Below are 15,239 nucleotides of genomic sequence, written 5' to 3'. Positions count from 1 at the left end.
AATTACCCATTCACTAACCTATGAATGAAGTTGATTTAGCATTTACCCCAGCACTAGAGTTGGCGCAATTAATTCGTCGCCGCGAAGTATCACCCCTAGAGTTGGTGGAAATATATTTAGAACGGATTGGACAGTTGAATCCCCAATTAGGAAGTTATTTTACGGTGACGGCAGAATTAGCGAAGGCAGATGCCAAAGCCAAAACAGAATTATTGACAACTACCTCAGAATTACCGCCATTTTTTGGTGTGCCAATTTCCATTAAAGATTTGAATGCTGTAGCTGGTGTTACCTGTACTTACGGAAATCCGGCATTACTGAACAATATCCCTAACTATGATGATGGTGTTGTCACAAGGATTAAGCAAGCTGGATTTACCATTCTCGGTAAAACAGCCACTTCCGAGTTAGGTTCATTTCCATACAGTGAGCCTACGGGTTTTCCTCCAGCTAGAAATCCGTGGAATTTAGAATACACCCCAGGCGGTTCCAGTGGTGGCGCAGCGGCGGCAGTAGCAGCAGGATTGTGTGCGATCGCTCAAGGTTCAGATGGCGGTGGTTCAATTCGTGGCCCTGCGGCTTGTTGTGGTTTGGTAGGAATCAAACCATCCAGAGGTAGGGTGAGTAAAGCACCCGTAGGCGAACGCCTCGCCGGAATTGCCGTCAACGGCCCCATCGCCCGCACTGTTGCTGATGCTGCTGCCCTTTTGGATGCCATCAGTGGCTATGTTACAGGCGATCCTTACTGGTTGCCCGATCCTGAACCCTCATTTCTCGCCGCCACTCAGACAAAACTTGGTACTTTACGAATTGCCTTTGACACTAGCATTTCTCCTTTAGGAGAAGCTGATGCCAACTGTCAGCAAGGTGTCCACCAAACAGTTCAGTTATTAGAACAACTTGGCCACCAAGTTGAACAGAAATCCCCAGATTTTAGCGGTTTAGTTGAACCGTTTCAAATTGTTTGGCAAGCTGGGGTTGCGGCGGCGGGACTTCCGGTTGAAGCCTTGCAGCCCTTGAATCGCTGGTTATTTGCACGCACAGGTTCCGTTGCTGACTATCTCAAAGCAGTTTCCCAAATGCAGATAATTGCACGGCAGATTGTAGCGTTTTTTGATACCGTGGATGTGCTGATATTGCCAGTTTATTTACATTCACCCATCCGCGTGGGGGAATGGGCTTCGCTGAGTCCAGAAGAAACATTCCAGAATATTATTGAGTGGGTTGCCCCTTGCCCACCTGCAAATGCAACTGGACAACCTGCGATCGCAATTCCTGTAGGTTTTGATCGTCAGGGTTTACCCATGAGTGTACAGCTAATTGGTAAACCTGCGGCTGAAGCTACACTCATCAGCCTAGCAGCACAATTAGAAGCGGCTAATCCTTGGATTCATCATCGTCCAGCCTTTGCAATATCAGGCTATCCTATTGATCTCTGATGAATAGTACGTACAATTATACGTATACAACATTGATTTCATTGAATCGGCGTTTCCTGAAAACGCATATCCTATGTCTATTGGGAATTTTGGCAATATCTACTCAGATGAACTAATTACAGCCACTGAGCTGAATCGTCAGCCTGGGCGAGTTCTAGATAAAGCTTTAGAACGTCCAATCACAATTACTCGTAACGATCAGTCTTTTGCATTGTTACGGCGTGAGGAGGTAACTTTTCTCGTGAAGGCAGCAACACAGAGTAAAGCTGTGTTTGAGATATTAACCGTCGCTTTTTCACTGTTACTCGATCGGGAAATCGGCTTTAAACATCCTTATGGATGGCTGAGTGTATTTGAAAAAGATGATCTGCAAGAATTTATCAAGGAGTTAAGTGAGGCTTTTCAGTTAATAAATTCCTCGACTACAGCATGGGAGATAATTGAAGCAATCATCCATGAATGGCACTCAAGCGCCATAGCTGCTGCTAGTCCTGAACTAGCAGCAGCTTTTAGTGCCGAAACTGATGAAGTACCATTAACCAAACCATCTGCTTCTTGGGCCGTGTGAATTCTGATGACAGACAACCAAGAAGAAAATCTAATAGTGGAAAATGTGGAGCCACCATTCGTTAAACTGACGGCTCCAACATTATCTGAGATAGAAAACACTTGGTTAGTGGTAGCTAAAAATCGTCGGGTTAATCGAGACTGGGAAGCTTTAATGCAGCGTCATAAAGAAAACACACGTCGTTGTTACGAGGATTTATGTACTGCACCAACCACCAGACAGCCTGGGCGTGTTTTTCCCTTAAAGGGCAAACCCTACAAAGGGGTATGGGAATATGAGGTGACAAAAGGGGACAGAGTATTTTACGTTCCTGATGAAGAACAGTTGAAAGTCGTTGTCTACTATGCAGGAAAACATCCAAGTCCTGCGCCCACACCGTAAAAACCACATCCTTTACATAATGAAAATTGTATTTTTTGGTACACCACAGTTTGCTGTACCCACATTAGAAAAGTTATTGAGTCATTCCGAATTTGAGGTGTTAGGAGTTGTCACTCAACCAGATAAACGCCGGGAACGCGGAAATAAACTTACGCCTTCACCTGTAAAAGCGATCGCTACTGCTCACAATTTACCAGTATGGCAACCAGAACGGGTGAAAAAAAATACTGAAACTTTAACCCAACTCAAACAATTAAACGCAGACGTGTTTGTTGTTGTCGCTTATGGACAAATTTTATCGTCAAAAATCCTAAATATGCCAAAATTGGGCTGCATTAATGTGCATGGCTCGATTTTACCCAAATATAGAGGTGCAGCGCCGATTCAGTGGTGTTTGTATAACGGTGAGACGGAAACAGGGATTACAACCATGTTGATGGATGTAGGCATGGATACCGGGCCAATGCTACAACTAGCTACTACACCCATTGGATTACTAGATAATACTCAAGATTTAGCCTTCATACTAGCTGCGATCGGTGGGGATTTGTTGATAGAAACTCTGTTGAAGTTGGAAAATCAGGAAATTCAACCAATTCCCCAAGATAATTTAGCAGCTACTTATGCACCTCTGATTCAAAAAGAAGATTATGGTTTGGATTGGTCAAAAAGCGCGATTCAACTACACAATCAAATCAGAGGCTTTTACCCCAACTGCACCGCTACCTTTCGTGACAACCTATTAAAAATCACCGCTTCTGTTCCCCTTAGTTCTATAGGCGATGTCTGGCGACAAGCCGCTCCGCGTCTACGCAATCTTCCACCAGAATTACAAGAATTAATGCATAAATTGCCTGATTTGTCAAATTTATCAGGTAAACCGGGAGTTGTAGTGAACATTACCAAAGGAATTGGTGCGATCGTCCAAACTGGGGAAGGTTTGTTGCTGTTGCGAGAGGTTCATCTGGCTGGTAAACGTCCCCAGTCGGGATGGGATTTTGTTAACGGTACTCGCTTAACTGTGGGAGAAGTTTTTGGTACGGGTAGTTGAGGGATTGCCAATTTTAGATTTTGAATTAAATGAAAAAGCGTTCGACTGAGCGCTCACGCCGAAATCTAAAATCTAAAATTAAATGGCTTCTAACTTTTCATAAAAGCGGCAAGATTCGCAAGGGCCATCTGGGTTGACTGCACAGCGAATAATTTCTGAATGAGCATTGTAGGAACAGGTGGCATCACCAACTACCCAACGTCCACCTACCAGACTTTTCTCAGATGGTCGTTTCGCCGACTGCACATAAATGGCAATATTATGCAGACGGTAGCGCCCTGATTTCAGTTGGTATCGATGGCGGCGTTCTAAAACTGCGTAGGTTTTACCTTCAAAATCGAGATAATTTCCCGGTTGGGGTGTCCAATCAAGTTGTACTTTACCGAGAGATTCGCGCGGATGCGTCAGAATCACCTCGGTTTGTAAAGAGTCTGGCTCCATAAGCTTATGTGATTTGATTTACATTATAAAGATGGTATCGCGATCGCTATTTCTTTAGCTTACCCAATTTAGATTATAATTAATGATTAACTCTTCACGCCTCTACGGATTACGGCAACCAAAAGTCAGGTAGGACAGATTTGCCGAAGTCACGGAGAGTTTGGTTGAGCGATCGCGCCACTTGGATATGTACTTCATCCTCTTCTACAGCTAAAATCTCAGATGGCTGACCTTCACCTAAATAAGACACCACTAAATTCGCCGCCTCCAAACCAGTAACATAAGCCTTTTCTTGTGACCAAGAACCATGACGGCTTACAATCCAATCCCCACTCATAAACACATTTTCAAAACTTGTCTTCGCAGGTAACATATAACGATAGCTGCCAGGTGCAAAATGAGTCACAGCCTGATGTAGCCGAATTACACTGCTATCGATTATTTTTGCCTCCCGAAATGCTGGTACACAAGTTGCTAAATAACCCTGAACTATTGCTAAAATATCCTCATCAGTCAAATTGAGAAACTGATTGGCGTGATAAAAATCAGCCTCAATAACTGTTCCCGGCTCATCCCTATATTCATCATGTAAAGTATTCAGATCAAAAAACGTCCAACCTGTACTTGCATCGAATCCAAAGCAAGCATTAGAAGGACGAGGAATATCAATTTTGCGGTCAAACCATAGTCGTGTTGCTAAAACATCAATTGATCCTAAATTGCTCAAATTACGAAATTCTTCACGGCTTTGTAAACTAGGGCTAGTTGAGACAATTTTCTTCATCCCTGTGATGCCAACTGCAAAAATCACGGCATCTGCTTCAATTACTTCATCACCACAAACCACACCCTTGGCTCGATGATTACTATCAACGATTAAGTCTGTAACTCGGCGCTTGGGTAACACTCGCGCCCCAACTTTTTCAATCCGTTCCACCCAAGGACGAAATATTTTTTCTCCCACAGTTCCGCGACACCAAACTACATCAAAATCCGCTTGATGAGCCAGAATAAAAAAGTAAAGCATCCCTAAAGTTGCGGCGGCTGAACATTGTTCTCCAGGGGCAAACAAACCCACTAATAACATTGGTTCAAAAGCGTCGCGGTAAAGTCGTGCAGAAACATTAAAGTCTTTGAACAATTCCCGCGCAGTTACAAAGTCATAACGCCGCCAAGCATCATCAGAATTGTCAAAATCAACAACAGCGTAAAGTAAAGGCAAGGCGCTCAGACGATCAATTAGTGGCAATCGTTTAAACTGAGTATAGAGAAAAGTTCCTAGTGGAGAGGGGAGTCGCGGTAAATCTTGAAAAATCGGTGATTCAACTTCCAAACCTGCTGGCGAATATTGCGAAGAACGAGTCCAAGTAGTGAAAGGATTAATTTCTAATTCATTAATTAGGGAAAAAATATTTTTATAAGGATACCAAAAACCATGAATACCAGCTTCCACAGATTTCCCTGCACCTGTTTGCCAACCTGCAACCAGTCCACCTGGATAAGAACCTGCTTCTAGAAGGGTTACATCATAGCCTTGTTTTGCCAAGTGGTAGGTTGCTCCCAAACCAGCCCAACCAGCACCTACAACTACCACCCGTTTTTGTTGTAACCCTTCCACCATCCTAACCTCCCATTATTCCAGTCCATCAACTAATGTAACGCGATCGCACCCGCTTCCATGAGATGACAGCTTGCTACAATAGTCGTTTTACTATAGGTGTTTTGGTAGCATCACTGGATGCTCCCAAGTACAACATTTCAAATTAGTAGCAAATTCTCCGCGTACCTCTGCGCCCCTACCCCTGGGGAAAGGCGAAGCACCTATGCGTTTGTTTAAATTTCAACCCTCAATTCTTAAAGAAAAGCTAAAGTGAACTGGTTCCGTAAAAATGCCTTGCGGTTAATGCTGAGTTAAGAGTATAACAGAAAACAGACTTAACTATTCATGAGGAATAATCAATAATGACTCAATTAACAAATGCAAAATATAGTCTAAATGACTTTGAATTAAGAGATGGTATTTATTTTCCTAGCGACTATGAAAAGTTGAATAATACTCAACATAAAAAAACATGGGATGCAATTGGTAAAACATATTATGGTTCCCAAAAAATTGAAAAAGTTGCAGAGACATCGCCCATCAAACAAGATTACACTCTCCTAACAGGCACACCTGGAGGTACTTGGAACAAATTTCCTTTGAATAAATCTGTCGATTCTATTCTAGAGATTGGTTCTGGCTATGGTCGCGCCCCTTTACATCTCTCGAAAGCTAAAAATCTCAGATGCGAAAAATATTATGGAATTGATATTTCTGAACCTTTGTTGCGGCGGTTAATCAAGGTTAAACAAGAATATAATTTTTTTCCTGAAGCTGAATTTAACTTGATTTGTAATTCTGCTGAAATATTGCCTTTAGAAGATAATTCTATAGATTTGGTAATTTCTAACTGTGTCTTTATGCATATCCCAGATGCACAGTTAAGAAACCTATTAGCTGACATATCTCGCGTCTTAAAACCCGGTGGGATTTTCGTTTTTAATCATTCATTCCACAACAAATCTTGTCCTTCTCATATTATCCATAATTTTATTAGAAGGCTGAATCCATTTGTCAGAAATCCAGTTTATCTTAAGCAATATTCTTCTGCTGAAATAAATGAAATGTTAGCGACTGCTGGTATCCAAGCTAAGTGTCCAGAATACATTGTTGAACCAACAGAAGAATATGCAATTTTACCAGAAACCATTAAAGGGATTCCAGTACCCTTTGCTAATGCCATTAACAGAAGTCTCAAGCCATCAGGTAATTTAAAAGAAACTTTGGCTTATGGTTTTAGTGCCTACAGCACTAAACTGGACTAATTAAGAAACTATTTTGTTGTCACAACGAACTGAATATAAACGAACTACAGAAGCACAACAATGTTGTGCTTTTATTTTTATAATTTGTTCAAATTGTAGCTATCGCCAAACAAAAAATCTCCAAAAATTAAATATCCGTTATAGCATTTCACAAAAACCTCGATACAAATAAATCTTGTAAGACGTAGCAGTGCTACGTCTCTATATTCTTTTTCACCAAATGTCTATAGAACTTACGCATTTTACAAAGAACTTATGATGTGAATTAACGTAAACATACTGTTTCAGGTCTTTCCTGTCAATGCGTAAGTCCTAGTCTAATATAAAAACTTAAGGATAAAGACCTCTGTCAGTCAACGCTTGCGCCACTCTACCCACCCCTAAAGTGTAAGCTGCTAACCTTAGAGAAATTTGGCGTACCTCTGACTGGTGAATCACCTTGCGATATGCTTGCACCATCAAGTGTTCCATTTCGCGGTTAACGCGCTCCTCATCCCAAAATACATAAGAAAGACCCTGCACCCACTCCAAATAACTCACTACCACACCGCCAGCATTCGCTAATATATCCGGTAGCACTATCACACCCCGCGCCTCCAATGCCAAGTTAGCGTCAAGAGTAATCGGCCCGTTAGCTGCTTCTGCGACAATTCGCGCTTGCACCTGATTTACATTTTCTTCAGTAATCTGGTTTTCTAAAGCAGCTGGAATTAAGACATCACAGGGTAAGGTTAATAAATCTGCATTGCTAATTGGTACAGATTGCGGGAAACCCACAATACTCTTGCGATTTTCAGCAGCGTAGACTTTCAACGCTGGAATATCAAGACCTGCTTCGGAAAATATTCCGCCAGCGCCTGTTGAAACAGCAATAATTTTCGCCCCTGCTTCATATAGTAATTCAGCTGCGGCACCACCTACATTACCAAAACCCTGAATAGCTACTCGCACTCCTACCAAGGATTTACCTTGATCTGCTAGCGCCTCACGCACAATAATCATTGTGCCACGTCCAGTTGCCATTTCCCGTCCCAGTGAACCACCAATAGAAAGTGGTTTCCCTGTTACAACTCCTGGTACAGCATGACCGACATTTACAGAGTAAGTGTCCATCATCCAAGCCATTTCACGGGCAGAAGTACCCATATCTGGCGCAGGAATATCTACAGAAGGCCCAATATCTTTAATCAACTCACTGATATAACGGCGGCTGATTCGCTCTAATTCGCCAACACTGTAGTGTTTTGGATCTATAGGAATACCACCTTTCCCACCACCGTAAGGAATACCTAACAAGGCACATTTCCAGGTCATCAACATTGCTAAAGCGGATACCTCGCGCAATGTTACAGCCGGATGGAAACGAATTCCACCCTTGTATGGGCCTAAAACATCGGAGTGCTGTACCCGGTGTCCAGCGAGAACCTGTATTTCGCCGTCATCTAGTCTGACGGGAATGGAAACTGTGACAACTTTACGTGGGTGGCTGAGAATTTCTAGCAAACCCTGATTTAAATTTAATTCTTTAGCTGCCGCTTCTAAGTAGCTACAGGCTTGGTCAAATGGGCATATATGCGCTGGAGAAGCTGGTTCTAGCGGTTGTAGTGACTTTGAAATCATAAAATTTTCTCCTAATCACGGTATCTTTACGAACCGGATATCGTTCTGTAACTAGCTTATCCTTTTTTTTGGGAAAATAGGAGTTTTGTAGTTTTTGTTACAGTTTTAAATGTTTTATTCTGCTATTGGGAGTGAGCTAAGGCGATCGCTGCATTCTGTCCACCAAAGCCAAAACTCAAACATAATACCTGCTGAATTTTACTTAGACGTGCAGCTGTAACGATTTCTAAATCAAATTCTGGCTGCTGCAATCCTATACAAGGCGGTAATATTTGATGCTTCAATGCCATGAGAGAAAAAGCCACACCTAAAGCTCCCGATGCTCCTAGTGTATGACCTGTGCTTCCTTTGGTGGAACTAACTGCCACGCCTTGAGGAAACAAACGCTGGATTACCATACTCTCCATTTGGTCATTTAGCTGGGTAGCTGTGCCATGAGCATGAATATAATCGATATCGCTTGGTTTGAGACAACTACGTTCTAGACATTGTTTAATAGCTGCGATCGCACTTTTCCCTTCAGGTTCTGGTGAATTACTATGATATGCATCGTTAGTTAAGCCAAAACCAAGAATTTCACCATACACTTTTGCTTGACGTTGTTTTGCCAACTCTGCCGATTCCAAGACAAATACAGCTGCGCCTTCGCCCAAAACTAAGCCTTCTCGACGCAAATCAAAGGGATAAGCCCCAGTTTTCGCCAAAGCACCCATCTGCTGAAACCCAGCTAAAGTTAGGGGTGTAATTGGTGCTTCCACTGCCCCTGCGATCGCTCGTTGACATTGCCCAGTTTGGATAAGTAAAGCTGCTTGGGCGATAGACCAAATTCCAGTCGCACAAGCTGCCATTGGTGCTAAAACTATACCTGATGCACCGATTTGTCTTGCAGCTGCGATCGCATTGATATGAGGTAATATATCTAGCCAATTTCCAAAATTAGAAACGGGGAAATTTTCGGCATCTTCATACATTTGCCGCGCTAGCATCTCCCAAGATGCTTGATAAGAGCGACTAGATCCAATAACTACAGCACAATCAGCTAAAGGTATAACTAACCCAGCATCTTGCAAAGCATAATTAACAACCATCTGAGTTAACATTGTCAACTCAGATGGTTGTTGAGAGATCAAACCTAGAGGAAGTGGTTTCAGTTCTGGAAATGGTTGATGTAACCTAATTCCAGATTTACCAGCTAACAGATTTTGCCAACTATCCTCTAAGCTTCCACCCAAGGCGGAAATTAAACCAATACCAGTAACACAAACCTTAACCAATTTGGAAATTAGGAGTTAGGAGTTGGTGTTTTCAGATTTTCAGCCCCTTGGGTGACTTTAGCAGAGTCAATGCGATCGCCTTGCTGAATTTTGTTCACGACATCAAAGCCTTGAGTGACATTGCCAAACACGGCGTAGTTACCATCCAAAAAGGCTAGATCCGCCAAAGCAAAGTAAAACTGAGCAGAAGCGGAGTCTGGTGCTTGCGATCGCGCCATCGCTACTGCACCCTGTTTATGGGGCAATATGACGGGTTGAGCAGTAGCATCAAATGGTTTATTGTAAATCGGAGTATCCGCACCTTTCGGCTTAACTTCTAAAGGTATGTAGCGAGCATTTCCCGTTTTTGGGTCAATATAGCTACCGGTTCCCAGTTGATCTGCTGGAACTTTCGGGTCTTTGCTTTTGGGATCGCCCCCTTGAACTACAAACGGTTGGGGTTCGCGGACAACTCGATGGAAAGCTAAACCATTGTAAACACCCTTCTGCACTAAATCTACGAAGTTGCCAGCTGTAATGGGAGCATCAGTGCCGTCTACTTCGATAGTAATCGGAGAGCCTTTAACCGTTATTACCACAGTAGCCTTGCCTTCCAAGCGTGGCAAACCAGCTATTCCAGGAACACTCTCACTACTCGTTTGAGATACAGATGTTGCTTCAGCAGTCGTCTTGGTGCTTGACTCGCTTGTGGCCGAGGTAGCTACCGAGCTTGGAGAAGATGTATTAGAAGCTACTTGCTGTGTTGAACATCCTCCCAGCATGAAAGCACTGATGAGCAGAAAAGAAAGCAGAAATTGTGAAATTTTTAACCGCATTGCCACTTACTGATTCAACCAGAGTATCTTATCGTTTTTAGGGCATTGGGCATTGGGGAAGAGGCAAGGGAGCAGGGGGCAAGGGGGAGAAGAAAAAATTATGTCTATCTCCTCTGCTTCTTGTGCCCAATGCCCAATGCCGAATGCCCAATTACAGGCCTTCTAATGAGACTCCTAAAAAGCGGGCTAACTTTGCACCTTCTGTTTCCAACTCTGTTAAAGATAACGGTTGTCCAACCCTTGTTAAGGGTATATCTCGCCGTCCTTTAATGCGTAGATAGAGGGCGCGACGGGGATTAAGACCTTCTTTGACGGCTATTCGTATAGATTGCACATCTTCTATGCGGCTATCAAGCTCAATTCGGCGGTTTTTGCCAGGGAAACCCCAACGGAATATTTTAATGGTGCCAGTTTCCTGATTAAATTCGTTGTAACCGCCACCTACATCCAATAAAATCACTAGCCACAGATATGTAGCTAATAGTAAGCCAGCACTACCATACAACCCCATTACCAATCCTTGGGGGACAAATACCAGTTGAGTAGGATCGGAAACTATGAGTAAATTAACTTTTAAATAGCTAGATATCCCAGCCAATAAAAAGCCGCTTGCTCCCAAGGTAACGATAGTTGCCCACCAGTAGTTACTGAACCGACGAGAACCGAGAACATTTTGATGCAGGAGGCGATCGCCTTTGTTAATCGTTGTTGATGTCGTCATTGAACTACCATTGCCTGTGAGATACTCGCTCTGACATACTCGCACACTGAATGCTTGCTTATTTTACCAAAGATCGTTGACAAAAACTCTGCCCTCCTCACTCTTCCTACTACCCATATAATTTGTTTGTTAGCGCACGTTACATAACATTGTCTGATAGAAAGTCCTTTCCCCTGCCCCATGCCTCTCTTTGACCTCTTGTGAATGAGTTACCTACCTACGTGCATCTAGACTAATTTTTTTTACATTTCTGAGAAAACTTGTGTCAAATTGTAAAATTTCTGATATTCATATTATTTATAAGGTTCGTGTTTCATACCTAATTTGCTTCTGTGTATCAGGCAAAAACCCTGAGTAGTATGATAAGTTAAGAATCATTAAGTTACCAGAAGCTAGATTGCTAGCCGATGGTACGCGTAATGGCATAAAGAAAGAGAAATGCTGATTTCACAGATCAGCAAATTCTCAGAATCTCAGTTGCTTTTAAGCTATTGAGATTGCCAAAAAAAACGTTAATTTCTAACGGCGGCAGGTTGCATTGGCTCTCCGTACTGCCTTAGAAACGTTGCAATTTTAGTAAAAAAAGAGGATTTTAGTCCGATGACCATCGCAGTTGGACGTGCGCCCAGTAGAGGGTGGTTTGACGTTCTAGACGACTGGCTCAAGCGCGATCGCTTCGTATTCGTAGGTTGGTCAGGGATATTATTATTCCCCTGCGCCTTCCTAGCACTAGGCGGTTGGCTGACCGGCACCACCTTCGTCACCTCTTGGTATACCCACGGATTAGCCTCCTCCTACCTAGAAGGTGCGAACTTCCTGACAGTGGCAGTATCCACCCCCGCCGACAGCATGGGACATTCCCTATTGCTGTTGTGGGGCCCAGAAGCCCAAGGCGACCTCACCCGTTGGTTTCAACTGGGTGGTTTGTGGCCATTTGTGGCACTACACGGAGCCTTCGGTTTGATTGGCTTCATGTTGCGGCAATTTGAAATTGCCCGTCTAGTAGGAATCCGTCCTTATAACGCTCTCGCCTTCTCTGCTCCCATTGCAGTATTCGTCAGCGTATTCCTGATGTACCCCTTGGGACAATCAAGCTGGTTCTTTGCACCCAGCTTTGGCGTAGCAGCAATTTTCCGGTTCCTGCTATTCCTGCAAGGGTTCCACAACTGGACACTCAACCCCTTCCACATGATGGGTGTTGCGGGTGTATTGGGTGGTGCGCTTTTATGCGCCATTCACGGAGCCACAGTTGAAAATACCTTGTTTGAAGACGGTGATGGTGCTAACACCTTCCGCGCCTTCAATCCCACCCAGTCGGAAGAAACCTATTCAATGGTGACAGCAAACCGATTCTGGTCACAGATTTTCGGGATTGCTTTCTCAAACAAGCGCTGGTTGCACTTCTTCATGTTGTTCGTGCCAGTTACAGGTTTATGGATGAGCGCCGTCGGCATCGTCGGTTTAGCGCTCAACCTGCGGGCTTATGATTTCGTCTCCCAAGAATTACGGGCGGCGGAAGACCCAGAGTTTGAAACCTTCTATACCAAAAACATTTTGCTGAATGAGGGTATCCGCGCTTGGATGGCTCCTCAAGATCAACCCCACGAACAATTTGTATTCCCTGAGGAGGTATTACCACGTGGTAACGCTCTCTAATAGACCAAATATATTAGGCGGCACTGGACGCGACCAAGAATCTACTGGCTTTGCCTGGTGGTCTGGTAATGCGCGTTTAATCAATCTATCCGGCAAACTCTTGGGCGCTCACGTTGCCCACGCTGGCTTGATTGTATTCTGGGCTGGAGCGATGACTTTGTTTGAAGTCGCTCACTTCGTTCCTGAAAAACCCATGTACGAGCAGGGCTTGATCCTGTTACCTCACCTTGCTACTCAGGGTTGGGGTGTTGGCGCTGGTGGTGAAGTAATCGACACCTTCCCCTACTTTGTTGTCGGTGTACTCCACCTAATTTCCTCAGCCGTCCTTGGCTTTGGCGGTATTTATCATGCCGTCCGTGGCCCAGAAACCTTAGAAGAATACTCTTCTTTCTTCGGTTACGACTGGAAAGACAAGAACAAGATGACCAACATCATCGGGTTCCACCTGATTATTTTGGGATTCGGTGCGCTACTGTTGGTAGCAAAAGCAATGTTCTTTGGTGGGTTGTATGACACCTGGGCACCAGGCGGTGGTGATGTTCGTATCATTACCAATCCGACACTGAACCCAGCAGTTATCTTCGGTTATGTAATCAAGTCTCCCTTCGGTGGCGAAGGCTGGATTGTCAGCGTCGATAACTTAGAAGATGTAGTCGGCGGTCACATCTGGATTGCCTTTATCTGTATTGCTGGCGGTATTTTCCACATTCTTACCAAGCCATTTGCTTGGTCTCGTCGTGCATCCATCTGGTCTGGTGAGGCTTACCTCTCCTACAGCTTGGGCGCTCTGTCGTTGATGGGCTTCATTGCCTCAATCTTTGTTTGGTTCAACAACACCGTTTATCCTAGCGAATTCTTTGGCCCTACCGGCCCAGAAGCTTCTCAAGCTCAGGCTTTGACCTTCTTGATTCGTGACCAACGCTTAGGTGCTAACGTCGGTTCTGCCCAAGGCCCCACAGGTCTAGGTAAATACCTGATGCGCTCTCCAACTGGTGAAATCATCTTCGGTGGTGAAACCATGCGCTTCTGGGATTTCCGCGGCCCTTGGTTGGAGCCTCTACGTGGCCCCAATGGTCTTGACTTGGAAAAAATCAAGAACGATATTCAACCTTGGCAAGCTCGTCGCGCTGCTGAATACATGACCCATGCTCCCCTGGGTTCTTTGAACTCCGTGGGTGGTGTGGCTACCGAGATTAACTCGTTCAACTATGTATCTCCTCGCGCTTGGTTGGCGACTTCTCACTTCGTACTAGGATTCTTTTTCCTAGTTGGTCACTTGTGGCATGCTGGTCGCGCACGGGCTGCGGCTGGTGGTTTTGAGAAAGGAATTAACCGTGATACTGAGCCAGTGATGTTTATGGACGACCTAGATTAGGTTGTAAGGTTTATTTCATCACTGATAACTAAATAATTTAGAGGCTCTTGCATAAAAGCAAGGGCTTTTTTTATAGGAAAATTAGTAATCTATTGATTAAATTGAGGAACTTACCAAGGTCATTAATACTATGAGCGACTCTAATTTTATTGAGACTTTGCGATGGACATCTGAAGCTAAAGAAAAGTTACAAAATATTCCCTTTTTTGTCCGCACTCAAGCTAGAGCCAGAATTGAACAATTGGCTCGTGAAGCAGGACAAGAGGTTGTGACAGATGATTTGGTAGAACAGGCTAGGCTTGAGTTTGGACAATAAATAAAACATTCTGGAGGTCGTAACAATGACAGTCGCCAAGAATCGAGCAGACCAGGTAATGCTTTACGACATTAGCTGGCAACAGTTTGAAAATCTTCTCAAAGACTTAGGAGAACATCGAGCAGCACGGTTAGCTTACGATCGCACTACTTTGGAAATTATGACACCTTTACCTGAACACGAACATTACAAAGAGGTAATTAGTATTGCAGTTCAAGATATCGCTGAAGAGTTGGCTATGGACTATGAAAGTTATGGTTCGACTACCTGGAAGCGAGAAAGCCGAATGGCAGGGGTAGAGTCAGATAACTGCTTCTATTTCCAGAATGAAGCTGCGATTCGCGGTAGATTGGATTTGGACTTGAAACAAGACCCACCGCCTGATTTGGCACTAGAAATTGATATTACCAATAAATCTCTAAATCGTTTTCCCATTTATGCCCGCCTGGGAGTACCAGAACTCTGGTGTTATGATTCCGGTGAACTAAAGATTTATCTCCTCCAAAATGGGGAATATGTCGAGTCAGAGAACAGTTTAGTGTTTCCTACTTTAGAAATTCGATATCTGCCAAAACTCATTGAGCAAAATCGAGCAGATGGCAGACGGGCAATTCGTCAGGCGGTACGCGAATGGGTGAGAAAAGGCGGGAAAGATGAGCTATCTAGCCAATCATAATTTAATACAGTTCAGTTAGGGCTAAAAATCTTTATTTTTTG

Annotated in this window: 15 protein-coding genes; 9 read left to right on the top strand and 6 right to left on the bottom strand. The window is 43.8% G+C overall.

Annotation, left to right across the window (positions count from 1 at the left end):
• Positions 1–20 precede the first annotated feature (20 nt).
• The 4 genes from GTQ43_RS11295 to fmt all read left to right on the top strand — a co-directional run bounded on the left by GTQ43_RS11295 (position 21) and on the right by fmt (position 3,439).
• On the top strand, positions 21–1,439 hold the full coding sequence (locus GTQ43_RS11295; RefSeq protein WP_265272696.1) for an amidase: 1,419 nt from the start codon (positions 21–23) through the stop codon (positions 1,437–1,439).
• Positions 1,440–1,512: 73 nt separating this feature from the next.
• Positions 1,513–2,007, top strand: a complete 495-nt coding sequence (locus GTQ43_RS11290) for a hypothetical protein (protein WP_265272695.1) — start codon at positions 1,513–1,515, stop codon at positions 2,005–2,007.
• A 6-nt stretch (positions 2,008–2,013) separates the two neighbouring features.
• Complete coding sequence (locus GTQ43_RS11285; RefSeq protein WP_265272694.1) at positions 2,014–2,388, top strand: hypothetical protein; 375 nt, start codon at positions 2,014–2,016, stop codon at positions 2,386–2,388.
• Between the two features lie 19 nt (positions 2,389–2,407).
• The gene (gene fmt, locus GTQ43_RS11280) at positions 2,408–3,439 is read left to right on the top strand and encodes a methionyl-tRNA formyltransferase (protein WP_265272693.1); all 1,032 of its coding nucleotides are present in this window, start codon (positions 2,408–2,410) and stop codon (positions 3,437–3,439) included.
• A gap of 78 nt (positions 3,440–3,517) precedes the next feature.
• Here fmt and GTQ43_RS11275 read toward each other — a convergent pair whose 3' ends face one another.
• Positions 3,518–3,880 carry a DUF6464 family protein gene (locus GTQ43_RS11275; RefSeq protein ID WP_265272692.1) on the bottom strand — a complete coding sequence of 121 codons (363 nt, stop codon included), beginning with the start codon at positions 3,878–3,880 and terminating at the stop codon, positions 3,518–3,520.
• Between the two features lie 109 nt (positions 3,881–3,989).
• Positions 3,990–5,501 carry an FAD-dependent oxidoreductase gene (locus GTQ43_RS11270; protein ID WP_265272690.1) on the bottom strand — a complete coding sequence of 504 codons (1,512 nt, stop codon included), beginning with the start codon at positions 5,499–5,501 and terminating at the stop codon, positions 3,990–3,992.
• A 341-nt stretch (positions 5,502–5,842) separates the two neighbouring features.
• Between GTQ43_RS11270 and GTQ43_RS11265 the strand changes: the two genes are divergently transcribed.
• Positions 5,843–6,745, top strand: a complete 903-nt coding sequence (locus GTQ43_RS11265; protein WP_265272689.1) for a class I SAM-dependent methyltransferase — start codon at positions 5,843–5,845, stop codon at positions 6,743–6,745.
• 330 nt (positions 6,746–7,075) lie between these two features.
• Here the strand turns inward: GTQ43_RS11265 and GTQ43_RS11260 are convergent, their stop codons facing one another.
• The 4 genes from GTQ43_RS11260 to GTQ43_RS11245 all read right to left on the bottom strand — a co-directional run bounded on the left by GTQ43_RS11260 (position 7,076) and on the right by GTQ43_RS11245 (position 11,175).
• On the bottom strand, positions 7,076–8,365 hold the full coding sequence (locus GTQ43_RS11260) for a Glu/Leu/Phe/Val family dehydrogenase (protein ID WP_265272688.1): 1,290 nt from the start codon (positions 8,363–8,365) through the stop codon (positions 7,076–7,078).
• 122 nt (positions 8,366–8,487) lie between these two features.
• Complete coding sequence (locus tag GTQ43_RS11255; protein WP_265272687.1) at positions 8,488–9,639, bottom strand: beta-ketoacyl-ACP synthase; 1,152 nt, start codon at positions 9,637–9,639, stop codon at positions 8,488–8,490.
• A gap of 8 nt (positions 9,640–9,647) precedes the next feature.
• A complete protein-coding gene (locus tag GTQ43_RS11250) occupies positions 9,648–10,454 on the bottom strand; it encodes a peptidylprolyl isomerase (RefSeq protein WP_265272686.1) in 807 nt (268 codons plus the stop codon).
• 151 nt (positions 10,455–10,605) lie between these two features.
• On the bottom strand, positions 10,606–11,175 hold the full coding sequence (locus GTQ43_RS11245; protein WP_265272685.1) for a photosystem I assembly protein Ycf4: 570 nt from the start codon (positions 11,173–11,175) through the stop codon (positions 10,606–10,608).
• Positions 11,176–11,775: 600 nt separating this feature from the next.
• On the opposite strand from GTQ43_RS11245, the gene psbD reads away from it, so the two are divergent.
• The 4 genes from psbD to GTQ43_RS11225 all read left to right on the top strand — a co-directional run bounded on the left by psbD (position 11,776) and on the right by GTQ43_RS11225 (position 15,198).
• Positions 11,776–12,831 carry a photosystem II D2 protein (photosystem q(a) protein) gene (psbD, locus tag GTQ43_RS11240; protein ID WP_012409998.1) on the top strand — a complete coding sequence of 352 codons (1,056 nt, stop codon included), beginning with the start codon at positions 11,776–11,778 and terminating at the stop codon, positions 12,829–12,831.
• Positions 12,815–14,206 carry a photosystem II reaction center protein CP43 gene (psbC, locus tag GTQ43_RS11235; RefSeq protein ID WP_012409997.1) on the top strand — a complete coding sequence of 464 codons (1,392 nt, stop codon included), beginning with the start codon at positions 12,815–12,817 and terminating at the stop codon, positions 14,204–14,206. The genes psbD and psbC overlap by 17 nt, the downstream gene beginning before the upstream one ends.
• A gap of 130 nt (positions 14,207–14,336) precedes the next feature.
• A complete protein-coding gene (locus GTQ43_RS11230) occupies positions 14,337–14,522 on the top strand; it encodes a PCP reductase family protein (protein ID WP_265272684.1) in 186 nt (61 codons plus the stop codon).
• A gap of 25 nt (positions 14,523–14,547) precedes the next feature.
• The gene (locus tag GTQ43_RS11225; protein WP_265272683.1) at positions 14,548–15,198 is read left to right on the top strand and encodes a Uma2 family endonuclease; all 651 of its coding nucleotides are present in this window, start codon (positions 14,548–14,550) and stop codon (positions 15,196–15,198) included.
• Positions 15,199–15,239 lie beyond the last annotated feature (41 nt).

Origin of the sequence: Nostoc sp. KVJ3 (assembly GCF_026127265.1) — a bacterium.
GTDB lineage: Bacteria > Cyanobacteriota > Cyanobacteriia > Cyanobacteriales > Nostocaceae > Nostoc.
The sequence above is the reverse complement of the archived record's forward strand: the minus strand, read 5'-3'. Positions and strand labels throughout refer to the sequence as shown.

What these genes read in the sequence shown, in the direction of transcription:
- GTQ43_RS11295 (WP_265272696.1), top strand. Translation starts at nt 21, where the DNA reads ATGAATGAAGTTGATTTAGCATTTACCCCAGCACTAGAGTTGGCGCAA.
- GTQ43_RS11290 (WP_265272695.1), top strand. Translation starts at nt 1,513, where the DNA reads ATGTCTATTGGGAATTTTGGCAATATCTACTCAGATGAACTAATTACA.
- GTQ43_RS11285 (WP_265272694.1), top strand. Translation starts at nt 2,014, where the DNA reads ATGACAGACAACCAAGAAGAAAATCTAATAGTGGAAAATGTGGAGCCA.
- fmt (WP_265272693.1), top strand. Translation starts at nt 2,408, where the DNA reads ATGAAAATTGTATTTTTTGGTACACCACAGTTTGCTGTACCCACATTA.
- GTQ43_RS11275 (WP_265272692.1), bottom strand. Translation starts at nt 3,880, where the DNA reads ATGGAGCCAGACTCTTTACAAACCGAGGTGATTCTGACGCATCCGCGC.
- GTQ43_RS11270 (WP_265272690.1), bottom strand. Translation starts at nt 5,501, where the DNA reads ATGGTGGAAGGGTTACAACAAAAACGGGTGGTAGTTGTAGGTGCTGGT.
- GTQ43_RS11265 (WP_265272689.1), top strand. Translation starts at nt 5,843, where the DNA reads ATGACTCAATTAACAAATGCAAAATATAGTCTAAATGACTTTGAATTA.
- GTQ43_RS11260 (WP_265272688.1), bottom strand. Translation starts at nt 8,365, where the DNA reads ATGATTTCAAAGTCACTACAACCGCTAGAACCAGCTTCTCCAGCGCAT.
- GTQ43_RS11250 (WP_265272686.1), bottom strand. Translation starts at nt 10,454, where the DNA reads ATGCGGTTAAAAATTTCACAATTTCTGCTTTCTTTTCTGCTCATCAGT.
- GTQ43_RS11245 (WP_265272685.1), bottom strand. Translation starts at nt 11,175, where the DNA reads ATGACGACATCAACAACGATTAACAAAGGCGATCGCCTCCTGCATCAA.
- psbD (WP_012409998.1), top strand. Translation starts at nt 11,776, where the DNA reads ATGACCATCGCAGTTGGACGTGCGCCCAGTAGAGGGTGGTTTGACGTT.
- GTQ43_RS11230 (WP_265272684.1), top strand. Translation starts at nt 14,337, where the DNA reads ATGAGCGACTCTAATTTTATTGAGACTTTGCGATGGACATCTGAAGCT.
- GTQ43_RS11225 (WP_265272683.1), top strand. Translation starts at nt 14,548, where the DNA reads ATGACAGTCGCCAAGAATCGAGCAGACCAGGTAATGCTTTACGACATT.